The 15,479-nt window shown below is 74.4% G+C and carries 18 protein-coding genes; 9 read left to right on the top strand and 9 right to left on the bottom strand.

Annotation, left to right across the window (positions count from 1 at the left end; translation table 11 throughout):
* Window positions 1-41: 41 nt before the first annotated feature.
* Window positions 42-1,640: a citramalate synthase gene (gene cimA, locus JQC91_RS10315; protein ID WP_343069951.1), complete on the top strand. Its 1,599-nt coding sequence runs from the start codon at window positions 42-44 to the stop codon at window positions 1,638-1,640.
* On the top strand, window positions 1,628-2,410 hold the full coding sequence (locus JQC91_RS10310) for a squalene/phytoene synthase family protein (RefSeq protein WP_343069950.1): 783 nt from the start codon (window positions 1,628-1,630) through the stop codon (window positions 2,408-2,410). The genes cimA and JQC91_RS10310 overlap by 13 nt, the downstream gene beginning before the upstream one ends.
* Here JQC91_RS10310 and JQC91_RS10305 read toward each other — a convergent pair.
* Window positions 2,407-2,886: a flavin reductase family protein gene (locus tag JQC91_RS10305; RefSeq protein ID WP_203286738.1), complete on the bottom strand. Its 480-nt coding sequence runs from the start codon at window positions 2,884-2,886 to the stop codon at window positions 2,407-2,409. The two genes, JQC91_RS10310 and JQC91_RS10305, sit on opposite strands and share 4 nt — an antisense overlap.
* Before the next feature lie 54 nt (window positions 2,887-2,940).
* On the bottom strand, window positions 2,941-3,648 hold the full coding sequence (locus JQC91_RS10300; RefSeq protein ID WP_203286737.1) for a hypothetical protein: 708 nt from the start codon (window positions 3,646-3,648) through the stop codon (window positions 2,941-2,943).
* Window positions 3,649-3,756: 108 nt separating this feature from the next.
* Here JQC91_RS10300 and speB point away from each other — a divergent pair, with 108 nt between their 5' ends.
* Both speB and JQC91_RS10290 read left to right on the top strand, forming a co-directional pair.
* Window positions 3,757-4,719, top strand: a complete 963-nt coding sequence (gene speB / locus JQC91_RS10295) for an agmatinase (protein WP_203286736.1) — start codon at window positions 3,757-3,759, stop codon at window positions 4,717-4,719.
* Window positions 4,716-5,798 (top strand): alpha/beta hydrolase, encoded by a 1,083-nt coding sequence (locus JQC91_RS10290; RefSeq protein ID WP_203286735.1) that lies wholly within the window; start codon window positions 4,716-4,718, stop codon window positions 5,796-5,798. The genes speB and JQC91_RS10290 overlap by 4 nt, the downstream gene beginning before the upstream one ends.
* Here the strand turns inward: JQC91_RS10290 and JQC91_RS10285 are convergent.
* Window positions 5,795-6,874, bottom strand: coding sequence for a sensor histidine kinase (locus JQC91_RS10285; RefSeq protein WP_203286734.1), 1,080 nt, complete (start codon window positions 6,872-6,874; stop codon window positions 5,795-5,797). The genes JQC91_RS10290 and JQC91_RS10285 overlap by 4 nt on opposite strands.
* Before the next feature lie 138 nt (window positions 6,875-7,012).
* On the opposite strand from JQC91_RS10285, the gene lipA reads away from it, so the two are divergent.
* Window positions 7,013-7,969 (top strand): lipoyl synthase, encoded by a 957-nt coding sequence (lipA, locus tag JQC91_RS10280; protein WP_203286733.1) that lies wholly within the window; start codon window positions 7,013-7,015, stop codon window positions 7,967-7,969.
* A gap of 52 nt (window positions 7,970-8,021) precedes the next feature.
* The gene (locus tag JQC91_RS10275) at window positions 8,022-9,113 is read left to right on the top strand and encodes a trypsin-like peptidase domain-containing protein (RefSeq protein WP_203286732.1); all 1,092 of its coding nucleotides are present in this window, start codon (window positions 8,022-8,024) and stop codon (window positions 9,111-9,113) included.
* On the opposite strand, the gene JQC91_RS10270 is transcribed toward JQC91_RS10275, so the two are convergent.
* The 6 genes from JQC91_RS10270 to fabI all read right to left on the bottom strand — a co-directional run bounded on the left by JQC91_RS10270 (window position 9,110) and on the right by fabI (window position 13,635).
* A complete protein-coding gene (locus JQC91_RS10270) occupies window positions 9,110-10,327 on the bottom strand; it encodes an EAL domain-containing protein (RefSeq protein ID WP_203286731.1) in 1,218 nt (405 codons plus the stop codon). The two genes, JQC91_RS10275 and JQC91_RS10270, sit on opposite strands and share 4 nt — an antisense overlap.
* A 101-nt stretch (window positions 10,328-10,428) precedes the next feature.
* Window positions 10,429-10,947: a xanthine phosphoribosyltransferase gene (gene gpt, locus JQC91_RS10265; RefSeq protein ID WP_203286730.1), complete on the bottom strand. Its 519-nt coding sequence runs from the start codon at window positions 10,945-10,947 to the stop codon at window positions 10,429-10,431.
* A 10-nt stretch (window positions 10,948-10,957) separates the two neighbouring features.
* Window positions 10,958-11,569: a LysE family transporter gene (locus JQC91_RS10260; protein ID WP_203286729.1), complete on the bottom strand. Its 612-nt coding sequence runs from the start codon at window positions 11,567-11,569 to the stop codon at window positions 10,958-10,960.
* Window positions 11,570-11,578: 9 nt separating this feature from the next.
* A complete protein-coding gene (locus JQC91_RS10255) occupies window positions 11,579-12,184 on the bottom strand; it encodes a LysE family translocator (protein ID WP_203286728.1) in 606 nt (201 codons plus the stop codon).
* A gap of 4 nt (window positions 12,185-12,188) precedes the next feature.
* Window positions 12,189-12,749 (bottom strand): LysE family transporter, encoded by a 561-nt coding sequence (locus tag JQC91_RS10250; RefSeq protein WP_343069949.1) that lies wholly within the window; start codon window positions 12,747-12,749, stop codon window positions 12,189-12,191.
* An 85-nt stretch (window positions 12,750-12,834) separates the two neighbouring features.
* Entirely contained in the window at window positions 12,835-13,635 is an 801-nt protein-coding gene (fabI, locus tag JQC91_RS10245) for an enoyl-ACP reductase FabI (RefSeq protein WP_275297000.1), read from the bottom strand.
* Window positions 13,636-13,739: 104 nt separating this feature from the next.
* Between fabI and pdxH the strand changes: the two genes are divergently transcribed.
* The 3 genes from pdxH (at window position 13,740) to JQC91_RS18010 (ending at window position 15,463) form a co-directional block, all read left to right on the top strand.
* On the top strand, window positions 13,740-14,381 hold the full coding sequence (pdxH, locus tag JQC91_RS10240) for a pyridoxamine 5'-phosphate oxidase (RefSeq protein ID WP_203286726.1): 642 nt from the start codon (window positions 13,740-13,742) through the stop codon (window positions 14,379-14,381).
* A 111-nt stretch (window positions 14,382-14,492) separates the two neighbouring features.
* Entirely contained in the window at window positions 14,493-15,005 is a 513-nt protein-coding gene (locus JQC91_RS18015) for a cold shock protein (protein WP_238941470.1), read from the top strand.
* A complete protein-coding gene (locus tag JQC91_RS18010; protein ID WP_238941469.1) occupies window positions 14,981-15,463 on the top strand; it encodes a DUF192 domain-containing protein in 483 nt (160 codons plus the stop codon). The genes JQC91_RS18015 and JQC91_RS18010 overlap by 25 nt, the downstream gene beginning before the upstream one ends.
* Window positions 15,464-15,479: the final 16 nt, after the last annotated feature.

Below are 15,479 nucleotides of genomic sequence, written 5' to 3'. Positions count from 1 at the left end.
AGGACGCGTCGCAAGCCCCTTGTGCGGAAACGATTGCTGCGGTGCAGAAAGCCCGGCTCTCCCTGTTCGACACCACCTTGCGCGACGGGCAGCAGACCCACGGCGTCCACTTCACCGCCGGGGAGAAGCACGAGATCGCGCATCTCCTCGACCGCCTCGGGTTCGACTACGTCGAGGGCGGCTGGCCCGGCGCGAACGGCACCGACAGCGCCTTCTTCGAGGCGCCGCCCAAGCTGGCCCGCGCGACCTTCACCGCCTTCGGCATGACCAAGCGCGCGGGCCGCTCCGCCGCCAACGACGAGACCCTCGCGGCCGTGGTCAACGCGGGCACGCCGGCGATCTGCCTCGTGGGCAAGGCGCACCCGTTCCACGTCACCCACGCGCTCGGCACCACGCTGGCGGAGAACCGGGCGGCCATCGCCGACAGCGTCGCGCATTGCGCGGGCCTCGGGCGCGAGACGCTGTTCGACGCCGAGCACTTCTTCGACGGCTACGCGGACGACCCCGCCTACGCGACGGACTGCCTCGCGGCGGCGCTGGACGCGGGCGCGCGGTGGGCGGTGCTCTGCGACACAAACGGCGGCACGATGCCCGAGCGGATCGGCGAGGTGGTGGAGCAACTCATCGCGGCGGGCCTGCCGGGGGAGCGGCTGGGCATCCACACCCACGACGACACGGGGCAGGCGGTGGCCGGCAGCCTCGCCGCCGTGCGGGCCGGGGCGCGCCAGATCCAAGGGACGCTGAACGGGCTGGGCGAGCGCTGCGGCAACGCGAACCTGACGACGCTCGTGCCGACGCTCCTGCTGAAGGCGGACTACGCGGGGTTCGAGACCGGCATCGACCGGGACGCCCTGCCGGGGCTCATGGCCGCCTCGCGCCGCCTCGACGACATCCTCGACCGCACGCCGCGCCGCGAGGCGCCCTATGTCGGCGCCTCGGCCTTCGCCCACAAGGCGGGCCTCCACGCCAGCGCGATCCTCAAGGACCCGGCCACCTACGAGCACGTCCCGCCCGAGGCCGTGGGCAACGCGCGCATCATCCCGATGTCCAAGCAGGCGGGCCGCGCCAACCTGCGCCGCCGCCTGCAGGAGATGGGGCTGGAGGCGACCGACGCGCAGCTCGGGGGCATCCTCGCCGAGGTGAAGGAGCGCGAGGACCGGGGCTACGAGTACGACCGCGCGCAGGCCTCGTTCGAGCTGATCGCGCTGCGCCACCTCGGCCTGCTGCGCGACCGGTTCGAGGTCGACCGTTACCGCGTCACCGTCGAGCGGCGGCGCGACCGCAAGGGCGAGATGACCACGCTGTCCGAGGCCGTCGTCTCGGTCATCGTGGACGGCGAGCGTCGCACCTCCGTGAGCGAATCGCGCGACCCCGAGGGCGCCGACATGGGGCCGGTGAACGCGCTGGCGAAGGCGCTCGTCCGGGATCTCGGCTCGCTGCAGGACCGCATCGCGGCGATGGAGCTGACGGACTTCCGCGTCCGCATCACGGGCGCGGGGACGGACGCGGTGACGCGGGTGGTGATCGACCACGCCGACGGCGACCTGCGCTGGTCGACGGTGGGGGCGGGGCCGAACATCGTGGACGCCTCGTTCGAGGCGCTGCTCGACGCGATCCGGTGGAAGCTGTGGCGGAGCTAGGCCCTGCCTCGGACGGGGACCTGAACGCCTGCGCGGCGCTCGTCGCGCGGGGCGATCCGGCCCGGTTCCGCGCCACGATGGCCGCGCCGCTGCGGCTGCGCCCGATCCTGCTGCCGCTCTACGCCTTCAACGTCGAGGTGGCGCGCGCCCCGTGGGTCACGCAGGAGCCGATGATCGCGCTGATGCGCTTGCAATGGTGGCGCGACGCGCTGGAGGAGATCGCGGAAGGGCGGCCCAGGCGGCACGAGGTGGTGACGCCCCTCGCCGCCGTGATCGACGCCGCCGACGCCCGCCTCCTCGACCGCTTGGTGGAGGCGCGGACGGCGGACGTCGAGGCCGAGGCCCCGCGCGACCGGCAGGCGGTGCTGGGCTACGTCGACGCCACCGCCGGCACGCTGCTGCGGGTCGCGGCGCGGCGCGCCGGGGGCGGGGAGGGCGCCGCCAAGGACGCAGGGCGGGCGCAGGGGATCGCCAACCTGCTGGCGGCCGTCCCCGACCTCGTGGCGAAGGGGCGGCATCCGCTGCCCCACGGCGACCCGGCCGAGCACGCGGCGGCCCTGATCGACGGCGCCCGGGCCGCGCTGGCCCGCGCGCGGGCGGCGCAGGTGCCCAAGGCGGCGCGGCCCGTCTTCCTCGTGGTGCCGGAGGCGGAGGCCGTGCTCGACCGGCTCGCGCGCGATCCCGGCGCGGTGGTCGAGGGCGTGCCGCAGGAGGTCGGCCTCGCCACCCGCTTCCGGCGCGCCCGCCAGCGGGTGACCGGACGGATCTAGGCCCGCTCGGCCCGGAGGTAGCCGCGCATCCCCCAGATCAGCGGCCCGCCCTCCTCGATCACGCGGACGGCGCGCACCGCGCCGATCAGCACGTGGTGCGTCCCGACGAGGTCCGCGCTCTGGAGCTCGCAGTCGAAGTTCGCCAGCGCGTCGAGGCAGGGCGCCCCCGTCTCGAGGACGTCCCACGCCACGCCCTCGAAGCGGTCGGCATGGTCGCCTCGCCCGGCGAAGCGGTCCGACAGCGCCTGCTGGTCCTCGCGCAGCACCGAGATGGCGAAGCGCCCGTTCCCGAGGATCGGCGCGGCGGCGGACCCGTCACGGTTCACGCAGGCGAGCATCGTGGGCGCGTCCGCCGACACGGAGGTCATCGCCGAGACGGTCACGCCCGCGCGTCCGGCGGGGCCGTCGGTGGCGACCACGCTGACCGTCTGGGCGCAGCGGCTCATGGCGTGGAGGAAGGCGTCGCGCAGGTCCATCGGTGCTCCGGGATGTCGATCGAGGGGGCGGATGCCACCCTCCCGTCCCGGAAGCTAGCCCGAGGTCGCCGTCCGTCCCGCCCGGCGCACCACTGGCGCGGCGGGGGTCGCGTCGCCCACGTGGACCGCGGTCACGACGACGATCTCGCACCACGTGTCCTGCCGCCGTTCGGAGGTGCGCCACGGGGCGAGGCCCATGCCCGTCACGTCGGCGAGGAACCCCTCGATCCGCACGCGGTCCCCCGTGCCGACCGCCAGCAGCGCGTCGCGCACGGCGGCGGTGGCGGGGATCAGGTGGTTGTTGGTGAACCACGGGTGCGGGCCGCGGACGAGGTCGGCGGGGGCGCCCTCGGCGAAGCGGAGCAGCGCGATGCGCGGGGCGGTGCCGCCGCGGAGATGCGCCATACGGTCGGAGGCGGCGTTGGGGCCGGTGACGATCCCGAGGTCCAAGGGCGAGATGTCCGAGTGCGGCCCGAGCCGGTGCCGCCGCCGCGTGAGGACGGCCCCCTCGATCGCATAGGCCTGCTTGAGATGGGCTGTCTTGCCGTGGCCGAGCGGCACGTCGACGGGCGCGACCGGCGCCTGCCACGGGCGGGCGGACGCGGAGGGCATGAAGCGGTGGGGCAGGGCGGCGGCCGCGACGGCGACCTCGGGCGGCGGGGCGTCCTCGATGCCGTAGACGAGGACGGGGATCATCGCCACGGCGACGAGCACCGCCGCCATGCCCATCCCCTTCGACGATCCGTGCGCATGGTTGGCCATGCCGGTGCGCCTACCGCGCGGGTGCGGCGGGATCTGGGCGGGCCGGGGGCCATCGACCGCCCCCGCCGCCGAAGGTAGAGGAGGCCCGACACCGAGGAGGAGCCGCCCATGGCCACGCTGCAGGACGCCCGCGACCAAGTGGATCGCGCGGTCACGGGGGGGCGCCGCGGCCTCGACATGGAGAACGCGTTCGGGGGCGCGACCTCCGCCTTCCGCCGCCGCTACGCGAAGGACCTGACGGGCTACGACGTGGCGATCACCGGCGTGCCCTTCGATCAGGCGGTCACCCACCGCCCCGGCGCCCGCTTCGGCCCCCGTGCCGTGCGCGAGGCCTCGACGCTGCAGGTGTTCGACCCGCCGATCTACTGGGACGGCTACTCGCCCCTGGAGGCGCTCGCGGTGGCCGACTACGGCGATTGCGGGTTCGACTACGCCAGCGTGCCCGACTTCCCCGAGGCGCTGCGCGGCCACGTCCGCTCTATCCTCGCGCAAGGGGCGGCCTGCCTCGCGATCGGGGGGGACCACTACGTCAGCTTCCCCATCCTGCAGGCCCATGCCGAGGTGCACGGGCCGCTCTCGCTGATCCAGTTCGACGCCCACAGCGACACGTGGCCCGACGACGACTTGGCGCGGATCGACCACGGCACGATGTTCTACAAGGCGGTGAAGTCCGGCGTCGTGGACCCGGAGACGAGCGTGCAGGTGGGCATCCGCACGGTGAACCCGGACCCCTTGGGCGTCGAGACGATCACCGCCCGCGACGTCCACGCGGCCGCGCCCGGCGAGATCGCTGCGCGCATCAAGGCCCGCGTGGGCGACCGCCCGGCCTACCTCACCTTCGACATCGACTGCCTCGACCCCGCCTTCGCGCCGGGCACCGGCACGCCGGTCTGGGGCGGGCTGTCCTCGGCGCAGGCGGCGTTCCTCCTGCGCGACATCGCGGGCATCAACCTCGTGGGCGGCGACGTGGTGGAGGTGTCGCCGCAATACGACGTGACCGGCGCCACCGCCGTGGCGGGCGCGCACGTGCTGATGGAGCTGCTCTGCCTGTGGGGCTGGACCCGGCGATGACGTGGCTGCGCCGCCTCGGCGGGACGGTCGCGGCGCTCGCGCTGCTGGCCGTGGGCGCGCTGGCCCTCGCGGGGTGGGCGGTCTCGACCCCGCCGGGCGATCCAGTCCCCGACCCGTCCCCCGAGGCGCGGGCGGCGGCGACGGCCTATCTCGGCGCCCTTGCGCCGCTGCCCGGAGGGTGGACGGCGGGCCGCTTCTCGGCCGAGCCGGGGGTGACTCTGGAGGTGGGACGGCTGCCCGCGGCGGCGCCGCGCAAGGGCACCGTCGTGGTCGTCCCCGGCTACACCGCGCCCTTGGAGCTCTACGGCGAGGAGTTCGCCGCGCTGGCCGCCGCGGGCTGGGACGTCGCCGCGCTCAGCCAGCGGGGGCAGGGGCGTTCGGACCGGTTCGGGGCCGCGCGGGACATGGGCCATGTCGAGGACTACGCCGACCTGACCCGCGACCTCGCCGCTTGGATCGACGTGCAGGCGCCGCCCGTGGCCGTCATGGCGATGTCTAAGGGCGGCCACGTCGCCCTGCGGACGCTGGGCGAGCGCGACGTCGAGGTCGCGGCCCTCGCCGCGATCGTGCCGATGGTCGACATCACGACCGAGCCGTTCCCCCGCCCGGTCGCCCGCGCCTTGGCCGAGGTGTCCGACCGGGTCGGGCTGGGCGGGCGCTACGCGCCCGGACCAGGGGCGTGGGACCGGGCGGAGCGGTTCCTCGACCCCGGCTGGACCGGCGCGCCCACGGTCTGCGCCGACGCGCCGGAGCGCGCGCACCTGCGCGACGCGCTCTACGTGCTCGACCCGGACCTCCGGGTGGACGCGCCGTCCTTGGGCTGGGTCGCCGCCACGCTGCGGGCGACGGCCCGCCTGCCGGCGTTCGCCGCGCGGGTCGAGGTGCCCATCCTCATGGTGAACGCCGGACGCGACCGGATCGTGGACGCGGGCGCGGCCTCGGCGCTCTGCGCCGCGATGGCGGATTGCACGGAGCGGTGGCTGCCCGAGGCGCCGCACTGCGCGCTCGAGGGCGACCGGGCGCGGTCGGCGGAGATTCTCGCGGCGGTGACGGCCTTCTTCGCGGAAACGGTCGACTAGGCGAGAACGGCCGCCCCGTCCTTGGCGGGCACCGTCGGCTCGCCCGCGTGGAAGCGCCAGAGCAGCCCCTCTGGCCGCAGCTCGCGCTCGACCTCGCCCTTGAGCGCGTCGATCAGGATCGCCTTCAGCACCTTCGTGCCGAACCCCGCGCGGGCGGGCTCGGGATCGACCGGCGGGCCGCCCGTCTCGGACCACTGGATGTAGCGGAAGCCGCCCGCCCCGTCGCCCTCGACGCACAGCCGCACGCGCCCGACGCCGTTCGACCACGCGCCGTGCTTCTGCGCGTTGGTGGCCAGCTCGTGCAGCGCGAGGCCGAGGGCGGGGGCCTTGTCCGAGGCCACCAGCGCGCGGTCGCCGGACAGGTCCAGCCGCTCCGTCGGGAAGGCCACGAGCACCGCGCGGACGAGGTCGCGGAGCGGCACCGGCGCGCGCTCGCCCGAGAAGACGAGGTCGTGCGCCCGGATATGCGCGTCGAGCCGCCCGCGGAAGCGGCGCAGGTTCTCCCGCTGGTCGCCGGAGGCGAAGCTCGCCGAGGCGAGGCCGCCCACCACGGACAGCAGGTTCCGCATCCGGTGGCGCAGCTCGTCCTTCAGCGCCTCCGCCTCGCGGGTGCGCTGCTCCGCGAGGCGGCGCGCGGCCTCGGCGGCCCGGCGGGTGGCGCGGGCGGTGCGCAGCCCCTCGACGAGGAGCGAGATGACCGTGACGAAGAGCCCCGCCATGACCCCCCATTCCAGCGCCCCGGCGAGGGCCGCCGCGAGGCCGGCCCCGCCCTCCGCGAGCTTCCACGCCTGCAGCGCGCAGCTCGCCGCGACGGCCGCCGCCAGCGGGACCGGCCCGCAGACGAGCGCGGGGGCGAGCAGGGCGATGCCGAGGGCCGAGACCGGGACTGCGGGGCCGAGGACCGCCGCGAGCGCGAGGTCGCAGGCGGCGCCGAGCGCGACCGCGAGCGCGGCGATGACCCACCCCTGCGCGCCGCGGCGCGGCGCGATGCGACCCACACGGTCCACGACGTCCGACATACCGATCCCCCATGCCGCCGGTTCGACGGCCCACGCGTTCAACCCTAGGGTGAGCATGCGTAACTGACGCTACCGCAACGCGAAGTGGCGAATCAAGTCCCGTGTCGCGCCGGGGGCCCTTCGTCGCGGCCCCGCCCGCGTTTACAGGCGTGCCGCCCGCCCCTAGATGATGCGCGACCGGACCGGAGACGCCCCATGCCCCGCGACCTCAAGAATCCCGCCGAGCGCCACCCCGAGAAGGCGCGCAAGCCCGACCAGGCCCAGCCGCGCAAACCGTCGTGGATCCGGGTGAAGGCCCCCGTAGGCAAGGCGTATCGGGAGACGGCGAGGATCATGCGGGACAACCGCCTGACCACCGTCTGCGAGGAGGCGGGCTGCCCCAACGTGGGCGAATGCTGGTCCCAAGGCCACGCGACCATGATGATCATGGGCGAGGTCTGCACGCGGGCCTGCACCTTCTGCAACATCGCCACCGGCAAGCCGCCCGAGCCGCTCGACGCCTTCGAGCCGGGGCGCGTGGCCGACGCGGTCCAGAAGCTCGGGCTCAACCACGTCGTCGTCACCTCCGTCGACCGGGACGACGTCTCGGACGGCGGCGCGGAGCACTTCGCCCAGACCATCCGCGCCATCCGCCACCGCGCGCCGGGCACCACGATCGAGATCCTGACCCCCGATTTCATCAAGGCCGACCCCGCCGTGCTGGAGGTGGTCGTCGCGGCCAAGCCGGACGTGTTCAACCACAACCTCGAGACGGTTCCCGGCCTCTATCCCGAGGTGCGGCCCGGCGCGCGCTACTACCACTCCCTGCGCCTGCTGGAGCGGGTGAAGGAGATGGATCCGTCGATCTTCACCAAGTCCGGCATCATGGTGGGCCTCGGGGAGGACCGGCAGTCGGTGCTGCAGGTCATGGACGACATGCGCGCCGCCGGCATCGACTTCCTCACCATCGGCCAGTACCTCCAGCCCACGCCCAAGCACCACCGCGTCGACCGCTTCGTGACGCCCGAGGAGTTCGCGGGCTACGAGAAGGCGGCGTGGGGCAAGGGCTTCCTCATGGTGTCCGCCTCGCCGCTCACGCGCTCCAGCTACCACGCGGGCGACGACTTCGCCCGCCTGCGGGCGGAGCGCGAGCGGCGGCTGGCGGCGCGCTGAAGGGACGCCGCCGGGGGGTTCCGCCCCTGGGACGGCGCGCTAGATCGGCCCCATGCTTCGCTTCCTCTTCCTCGCGGCCGCCGTCGCCCTCGGCGTGACGATCGGCGGCGCTCTCGTGCCCTACGCGCGGCTCGCCCTCGCGCCCGCGCCCGACCCGGTGACCGTGACCCCGCGCGGCGACCTCGCCGACGACGAGCGGGCCACCATCGAGCTGTTCCAAGCCGCCCAAGGGTCGGTGGTCTTCATCGCCACCCAAGGGCGCGCGATGGACATGTTCCGGCAGATGGACACCCCGCGCGGTGCGGGGTCGGGCTTCGTCTGGGACACGGCGGGCCATGTGGTCACGAACGCCCACGTCCTCGCGGGCGCGCGGACCGCGAGCGTGCGCCTGCCCGGCGGGCGGGCGCGCCCCGCGCGCCTGATCGGGACGGACGCGCGCAACGACCTCGCGGTGCTGCAGGTGCAGGGCATGGGCCTCGCGCCGCTCCCGGTCGGCACGAGCGCCGACCTGCAGGTCGGGCAGAGCGTGTTCGCCATCGGCAATCCGTTCGGCCTCGACTTCACGCTCACCACGGGGGTGGTCAGCGCGCTGGGGCGCGAGATCCCGACCGACCGCGGCGGCACGATCCGGGGGCTCGTGCAGACGGACGCGGCGATCAACCCCGGCAATTCCGGCGGGCCGCTCCTCGACAGCGCGGGGCGGCTGGTCGGGGTCAACACCGCGATCTTCTCGCCGTCGGGGGCCTCCGCCGGCATCGGCTTCGCCGTGCCCGTGGACGTGGTCGCGCGGGTGGTGCCGCAGTTGATCCTTCGGGGGCGCTACGACCCGCCCGCGCTGGGGGTGGTGGGCGACCCGCGCGCGGACGCGTGGCTCGCGCGCTCGGGGCGCGGGGCGGGGGTGATCGTGCTGGACGTGGCGCCCGGCGGCCCGGCGCAGGCGGCGGGGCTGGAGGGGGCGGTGGAGACCGAGGACGGCATCGTCCCCCGCGACGTGATCGAGGCCCTCGACGGCGAGCCGGTCGCGACGATCGACGACGTCCTCGCGCTGCTCGACCGGCGGGCGGCGGGGCAGGAGGTGGTCCTCACCGTCCGGCGCGGACGCGCGCGGCGCGAGGTGCCCGTGACCTTGGCGCGCGGCGGCTAGGGCAGCCGGGCGCGCGCGTCCCGCACGGCGCCGGGCCGCCCGAGGTGGAAGCCTTGCCCGTGGCTCGCCCCTAGGTCGCGCAGCGCGTCGAGCTCGCCGTCCCGCTCGATCCCCTCGGCGACCACGTCCATGTCGCACCGCCGCGCGAAGCCGATCACCGCCTCGGCCATCGCCTGCCGCACGGGATCGAGGTCGATGCCGTGGACCAGCATCCGGTCCAGCTTGAGGATGTCGGGCCGCAGCTCGAGGATCCGCGACAGCCCGGCATGGCCCGCGCCGACGTCGTCGATCGCGACGCGGAGGCCGAGGCCCCGCAGCCGCGCGACGGCCCGCGTGGCCCGCGCGGGGTCGTCGAGCACCCGGTGCTCGGTCACCTCGACCACCAGGCGCCCCGGCGGCGCGCCGGTCCCCGTGACCAGGCCGAGGAAGCGCGGGTCGTCCAGCGTCGCCGCGTCCGCGTTGATCCAGAGGGCCGCGCCGTCCGGGAGGCCGGGGAGCAGGTCGAGGGCCGCGTGGGCCGCGGCGATCTCGAGGTCGCGGCGCAGCCCCGCGACCGATGCGTCCGCGAACCACTCGAGCGGCCCCCGCTCGGGCGGGCCGTCGAACCGCGCCAAGGCCTCGAACCCCGCGAGCGTCCCGGTCCCGAGGTCGTAGATCGGCTGCGCCTCCGCCCGGAGGCCCGACCCGCCGAGCAGTGCGCGCACCCGCGCCGCCGCCGACGCCACCCCGTCGTCGTGCCGCAGCGTCTCCTGCACCTGGTCCGCCGCGAGGCCCGCGAACATCTTCATCACCTCGAGGTCGCGCGGGTTGAGCGACGGGTTCGGCTCCGGCGAGAGGCAGCAGAACATCCCGTAGATCGAGCCGTCCGACCGGGTCACCGGCACGCTGACATGGCTGCCGATCGGGGCGGCGGTGGTGATGGGCATGTCCTGCGCGAGCGGCAGGGCGGCGGTGTCGGGGATCAGCTCCGGCAGGTCGCCCCGCAGGATGTGGGTGCAGTAGACCTCGCTCAGGCGCTTGCGGTCGCCGGCCGCGATCAGGCTCTCCAGCCCCGGCGCGTCGACGTGCCGGAACACCGTCTCCTCGCCCTCGAACTCGGACAGGTAGGCGATGGGCATCCCGAGATGGGTCCGCACGCCGCGCAGCGCGCGCAGGATGACGTCGTCGCCGGCGGCGGGCCGTGCGCCGTGGCGGGGGATGGGGAGTTGCAGCATCGCGGGTCTCGCCGTCGGTTTCCGCGGCGAGGAAGCCCGGCCCGCCCGGCACCGGCACGCAGCGATCGCGGCGCGGGCGGGGCGGATGCGGCGAATGCGGCCTAGTCGGTGCCGCGGTAGGGCTGCACGTACTGCAGCGCCATGTCCCACGGGAAGAAGATCCACGTGTCCTGGCTGACGGAGGTGATGTAGGTGTCCGCCTGCTTCTCGCCCTCGGGCTTGGCGTAGACGCAGGCGAAATGCGCGTTCGGGTAGAGCGAGCGGACCAGCTCCAGCGTCTTCCCCGAATCCACGAGGTCGTCCACGATCAGGATGCCGGCCCCGTCGCCCATGATCGCCGCGTCCGGCGCCTTGAGCACCTCCGCCTCGCGCCGCTGGTCCGCCGCTCCGCCGCCCGAATGGTAGGACTTCACGCTGATCGTATCGACCGTCCGGATGTCGAGCTCGCGCGCGACGATCATCGCGGGCGCCATGCCGCCGCGCGTGATGGCGACGACGGCGCGCCACGCCCCCCCGTCCGGACCCTTGCCGTCCAGCCGCCACGCCAGCGCGCGCGCGTCGCGATGGATCTGGTCCCAGCTGACGTGGAAACCCTTCTCGTGGGGCAGGCGGTCGGACATCGGGGTCTCCTCAGGGCAGGGCGAGGCGGGCGCCGAGGGCGCCCAAGGCGACCCCCAGCGTCCGGTCGGCGGCGGTCTTGACCCGGCCGTAGGCGGCGCGGGCGCGGGGCAGGGAGAAGACGCGCGCCACGAGCACGTACCACGCGGTCTCGACCCAGAAGATGTTCAGCAGCACCACCGCCTTGGCCCAGAGCGGCGCGTCCCCCGGCACCAGCCCCACGAACACCGCGCCGAAGAACACGGCCGGCTTCGGGTTCACGAGGAACGTGGCGAGGCCCAGCCGGAACGCCGAGAGCGGCGAGCGGGGCGTGGTGACCTCCATGTCCGGCAGCGGCTCGGGCGCGTGGCGCCACATCGAGATCGCGATCCAGATCAGGAACAGGCCGCCCGCCACCTTGATCCCGGTGAACAGGAGCGGGGCGATCTCGAACAGGATCGACAGGCCCGTGATCGCGGCGAGGGCCCAGACGGTCGCGCCCAGCCCGAACCCCGCCGCCAAGGCCACCGCCGCCCCGAACCCCTCCGTCGCCGCCGTCCGCACCGACAGCACGAAGGACGGCCCGGGCGAGATCGCGGCGAGCAGGTGGGCGAGGCCGATTCCGAGGAAGGCGAGGAGCGTCATCGCCCGTCCCTAGCGCACCAGGAGGCGGAGGCCGAGACCCCCCAGCACCACAGCCGCCCCCCGGTCGATCCAGAGCTTCGCCCCCAGGTAGGCCCGCCGCACCGGCGCGGTCCCCATGACCAGCGCGAGCAGCGCGTAGAGCGCAGCCTCCAGCGCGAGGTGGTTCGCGACCACCAGCGTCTTCTCCGCCCCCGACAGGCCCGGCGGGAAGATCACCACCAGCACGGCCGCCGCGAACAGGATCGACTTCGGGTTGCCGAGGTTCACCAGCGCCCCGCGCAGGAACGCCCGGCGCCCCGCGCCCGCCACGCCGCCCTCCGGCAGGGGGTCGCGCGCGCCGCGCCACGTGCCCCACGCGATCCATACGAGGTAGAGCGCCCCGCCCACGCGAAGCGCCATACCCGCCCACGGCGCCACCGCCAGCACCGCCTCCAACCCCATCAGCGCGGCCGCCGTCCAGAGCGAGGCCGCCACCGCGAGCCCCGCGCCCGTCAGCGCGCCCGCGCCGCGGCCCTCCGCCAAGGTGGTCCGGATCGCCACCAGCGCGGCCGGCCCCGGCACGATCCACGCCACGAGCAGCGTCACGTTGAACGCCAGCGCCGTCTCCCACGTCATCGCCTCACCCCATCACCAGCAGCCGCAGCCCCAGCAGCGCCATCACCACCGCCATGACGCGGCTGAGCGCGGGCTTCCACCGCAGGTAGCGGCGCCGCACCCGGTCCCGCGTCATCGCCCACGCGAGCGCGCCGTAGAACGCCGCCTCCAGCAGCGCGTGGTTGGCCCCCACCACCGCCCACTCCGTCCGCGTCAGCGCGGGCGGGAAGATCACCAGCACCACCCCCGCCGAGAACAGGAAGGTCTTGGGGTTCAATAGGTTCAGCAGCAGCCCGCGCCCGAAGGCGTGGCGCCGCGACGGCAGGGCGGCCGGGTCCGGGGGCGGCGCGTCCGCGTCGCGCCAGACGAAGGCCGCGAAGCCCACGATCAGGACCGCGCCCCCCAGCCGCAGAAGGTGGTAGGTCGCGGGATAGGCGTCGAACAGCGCCTCCAGCCCCGCGAGGGCCGCGACCGTCCAGAGCCCCGCGCTGACCGCGAGGCCCAGCCCCGTCGCCGCGCCCGCCGGGCGGCCTGCCTCAAGGGCGGTGCGCGCGCAAAGCAGGAAGGCCGGGCCGGGCGCGGCCACGGCGGCGAGGGCGGCGGCGTTGAACGCCAGCAGCGTGGGCAGGGTCAGGTTCGACTGGAGCAGGCCGGCGGCACCGGCGGTCGCGTCAATCCTTGCGCTCCAAGGACATGTCGGGCGCCTCGGGGTTCTTCATGCCGACCACATGGTAGCCCGCGTCGACGTGGTGGACCTCGCCCGTGACGCCGCTGCCTAGGTCCGACAGCAGGTAGAGCGCGGACTTGCCGACCTCGTCCTGCGTCACGGTCCGGCGCAGCGGCGCGTTGTTCTCGTTCCACTTCAGGATGTAGCGGAAGTCGCCGATGCCCGAGGCGGCGAGCGTCTTGATCGTGCCCGCCGAGATCGCGTTCACCCGGATGCCGTCCTTGCCGAGGTCCTCGGCGAGGTACATCACCGACGTCTCCAAGGCGGACTTCGCCAGCCCCATCACGTTGTAGTGCGGCATGACCTTCTCGGCTCCGTAGTAGGACAGCGTGAGCGCGCTGCCCCCTTCGGTCATCATCTTCTCGGCCCGCTGCATCACCGCGGTGAAGGAGAAGACCGAGATGTTCATCGTCGTCAGGAAGTTCTGCAGCGACGTGTCGAGGTAGCGGCCCCGCAGCTCGTTCTTGTCCGAGAACCCGATCGCGTGGACCACGAAGTCCAAGCGGTCCCACCGCTTGCCCAGCTCGTCGAAGCAGGCGTCGATGGAGCCCGCGTCGCCCACGTCGCAGGGCACGACCATGTCGGAGCCCACGGATTCCGCCAGCGGCCCGACCCGCTTCAGCAGCGCGTCGCCCTGATAGGAGAACGCCAGCTCCGCGCCCGCCTCGGCGCACGCCTTGGCGATGCCCCACGCGATCGACTTGTCGTTCGCCAGCCCCATGATCAGGCCGCGCTTGCCGGCCATCAACCCGCCCGTGTTCAACCCGCTGCCCGCCATTCCGCTCTCCTTGCGATTGTGGGGGCTTTAGGGGATTGCCGGAGGTGCGGCAAGTTGACGGGGAGGCGGGCATGGCGGTGATCGAGGACCGGGGCGGGCGCGGCGGCGCGTTCGCGGGCGACGACCCCTTCGAGCTGGCGGCCGCGTGGCTGGCGGAGGCGGAGGGGAGCGAGCCGGAGGACGCGAACGCGATCGCGCTCGCCACCGTCGACGCCGACGGCCTGCCGAACGTCCGCATGGTGCTCCTCAAGGAGATCGAGCAGGCGGGCGCGGGGCAGGGGGCCTTCGTGTTCTACACCAACTACGAGGGCGCGAAGGGCGTCGAGCTGGCCGCGCATCCCAAGGCGGCCTTCGTCATGCACTGGAAGTCGCTGCGCCGTCAGATCCGCGTGCGCGGCTCCGTCGAGCGCGAGGACGGCCCGCAGGCCGACGCCTACTACGCCTCGCGCGGCCTCGCCTCCCGCCTCGGGGCATGGGCCTCGGACCAGTCGCGCCCCCTCGAGAGCCGCGCGGCCCTCGTGGCCCGCGTCGCCAAGGAGACCGCGCGCCACGGCCCGAACCCGGCGCGCCCGCCACATTGGGGGGGCTTCCGCATCCGCCCCGTGGAGATCGAGTTCTGGGCCGACGGGGCCGCCCGCCTCCACGACCGGTTCCGGTGGACGCGGCCCGCGCCCGACGGGGGCGACTGGTCCGTGACGCGGCTCAACCCCTAGGCGTGTCGCGCAGCTACGGGACGGGCCGACCGCCGTGACGTTGGGTCACAAAGGTTGCGGGTGGGCCGGGTTCGATGCCAACCCGCCGTCGCATCAATCGAGGTGGTGAGCATGTCCGACGCGGCGGAGATCGTGGAAGGAACGGTGAAGTGGTTCGACCCGGTGCGGGGCTTCGGCTTCGTGGCGGTCGACGGGTTCGAGCGGGACGTGCTGCTGCACGTCAACGTCCTGCGGAGCATCGGGCAGACCTCCGTGGTCCAAGGCGCGGGCGTGACCATCGCCGTGGCGCGCACGCCGCGCGGGCTGCAGGCGACCCAGATCACCGACGTCCGCCCGCCCGCCGAGGGCGAGGTCCCCGAGGACGCGCCGGAATACCTGCAGGCCGCCGAGCCGGGCACCCCGATCGAGCCCGCGCGCGTGAAGTGGTACGACCGCGGCAAGGGCTTCGGCTTCGCCAACGTGTTCGGGCAGGCGGGCGACGTCTTCATCCACGCCGAGGTGCTGCGCCGCTTCGGCCTTGCCGAACTCGCGCCGGGCGAGGCAGTCTGCGTCCGCACCCGCGACGGCCAGCGCGGGCGGCTCGCGGTGGAGGTGCGCCCTTGGGAATACGCCAACGACAACTGATCGCGGCCGCCGCGCTGGCGGCCCTCGCCGGCCCGGCGGCGGCGGCCTGCGCCCCCGACCGCGTGGACCTGCGCGACGACGGCGCGTCCGCGCGCTTCACCGTCGAGGTCGCCCGCACCCCGCAGGAGCAGGCGCAGGGCCTGATGAACCGCCCCGCGATGGCCACGTCGCGCGGCATGATCTTCGTCTACGACGCGCCCCGCCGCACCTCCTTCTGGATGCGCGACACGCTGATCCCCCTCGACATGATCTTCGTCGACGAGACCGGCACGGTCGTGAAGGTCCACACCGCCGAGCCGCTGGACGAGACGCCCGTGCCCTCGGAGGCGCCCGTGGTCGCGGTGCTGGAGATCAACGGCGGCCTGGCCGAGACGCTCGGGCTGGGCGAGGGGGCCGAGCTGCGCTCGCCGCTGCTGCCGCAGGACGGGGCCGCGTGGCCCTGCGAGGCGGCGGACTGACGGCGCGCGCGCCGCA

Source organism: Jannaschia sp. Os4, assembly GCF_016820245.1.
In the GTDB taxonomy this organism is placed as follows: domain Bacteria; phylum Pseudomonadota; class Alphaproteobacteria; order Rhodobacterales; family Rhodobacteraceae; genus Jannaschia.
The sequence above is the reverse complement of the archived record's forward strand: the minus strand, read 5'-3'. Positions and strand labels throughout refer to the sequence as shown.

Coding starts and splice junctions, on each gene's coding strand:
- pdxH (WP_203286726.1), top strand. CDS start 13,740: ATGGCGGTGATCGAGGACCGGGGCGGGCGCGGCGGCGCGTTCGCGGGC.
- speB (WP_203286736.1), top strand. CDS start 3,757: ATGGCCACGCTGCAGGACGCCCGCGACCAAGTGGATCGCGCGGTCACG.
- JQC91_RS10290 (WP_203286735.1), top strand. CDS start 4,716: ATGACGTGGCTGCGCCGCCTCGGCGGGACGGTCGCGGCGCTCGCGCTG.
- JQC91_RS10270 (WP_203286731.1), bottom strand. CDS start 10,327: ATGCTGCAACTCCCCATCCCCCGCCACGGCGCACGGCCCGCCGCCGGC.
- lipA (WP_203286733.1), top strand. CDS start 7,013: ATGCCCCGCGACCTCAAGAATCCCGCCGAGCGCCACCCCGAGAAGGCG.
- JQC91_RS10300 (WP_203286737.1), bottom strand. CDS start 3,648: ATGGCCAACCATGCGCACGGATCGTCGAAGGGGATGGGCATGGCGGCG.
- JQC91_RS18015 (WP_238941470.1), top strand. CDS start 14,493: ATGTCCGACGCGGCGGAGATCGTGGAAGGAACGGTGAAGTGGTTCGAC.
- fabI (WP_275297000.1), bottom strand. CDS start 13,635: ATGGCCGGCAAGCGCGGCCTGATCATGGGGCTGGCGAACGACAAGTCG.
- JQC91_RS10305 (WP_203286738.1), bottom strand. CDS start 2,886: ATGGACCTGCGCGACGCCTTCCTCCACGCCATGAGCCGCTGCGCCCAG.
- JQC91_RS10255 (WP_203286728.1), bottom strand. CDS start 12,184: ATGACGTGGGAGACGGCGCTGGCGTTCAACGTGACGCTGCTCGTGGCG.
- JQC91_RS10275 (WP_203286732.1), top strand. CDS start 8,022: ATGCTTCGCTTCCTCTTCCTCGCGGCCGCCGTCGCCCTCGGCGTGACG.
- gpt (WP_203286730.1), bottom strand. CDS start 10,947: ATGTCCGACCGCCTGCCCCACGAGAAGGGTTTCCACGTCAGCTGGGAC.
- JQC91_RS10260 (WP_203286729.1), bottom strand. CDS start 11,569: ATGACGCTCCTCGCCTTCCTCGGAATCGGCCTCGCCCACCTGCTCGCC.
- JQC91_RS10285 (WP_203286734.1), bottom strand. CDS start 6,874: ATGCTCACCCTAGGGTTGAACGCGTGGGCCGTCGAACCGGCGGCATGG.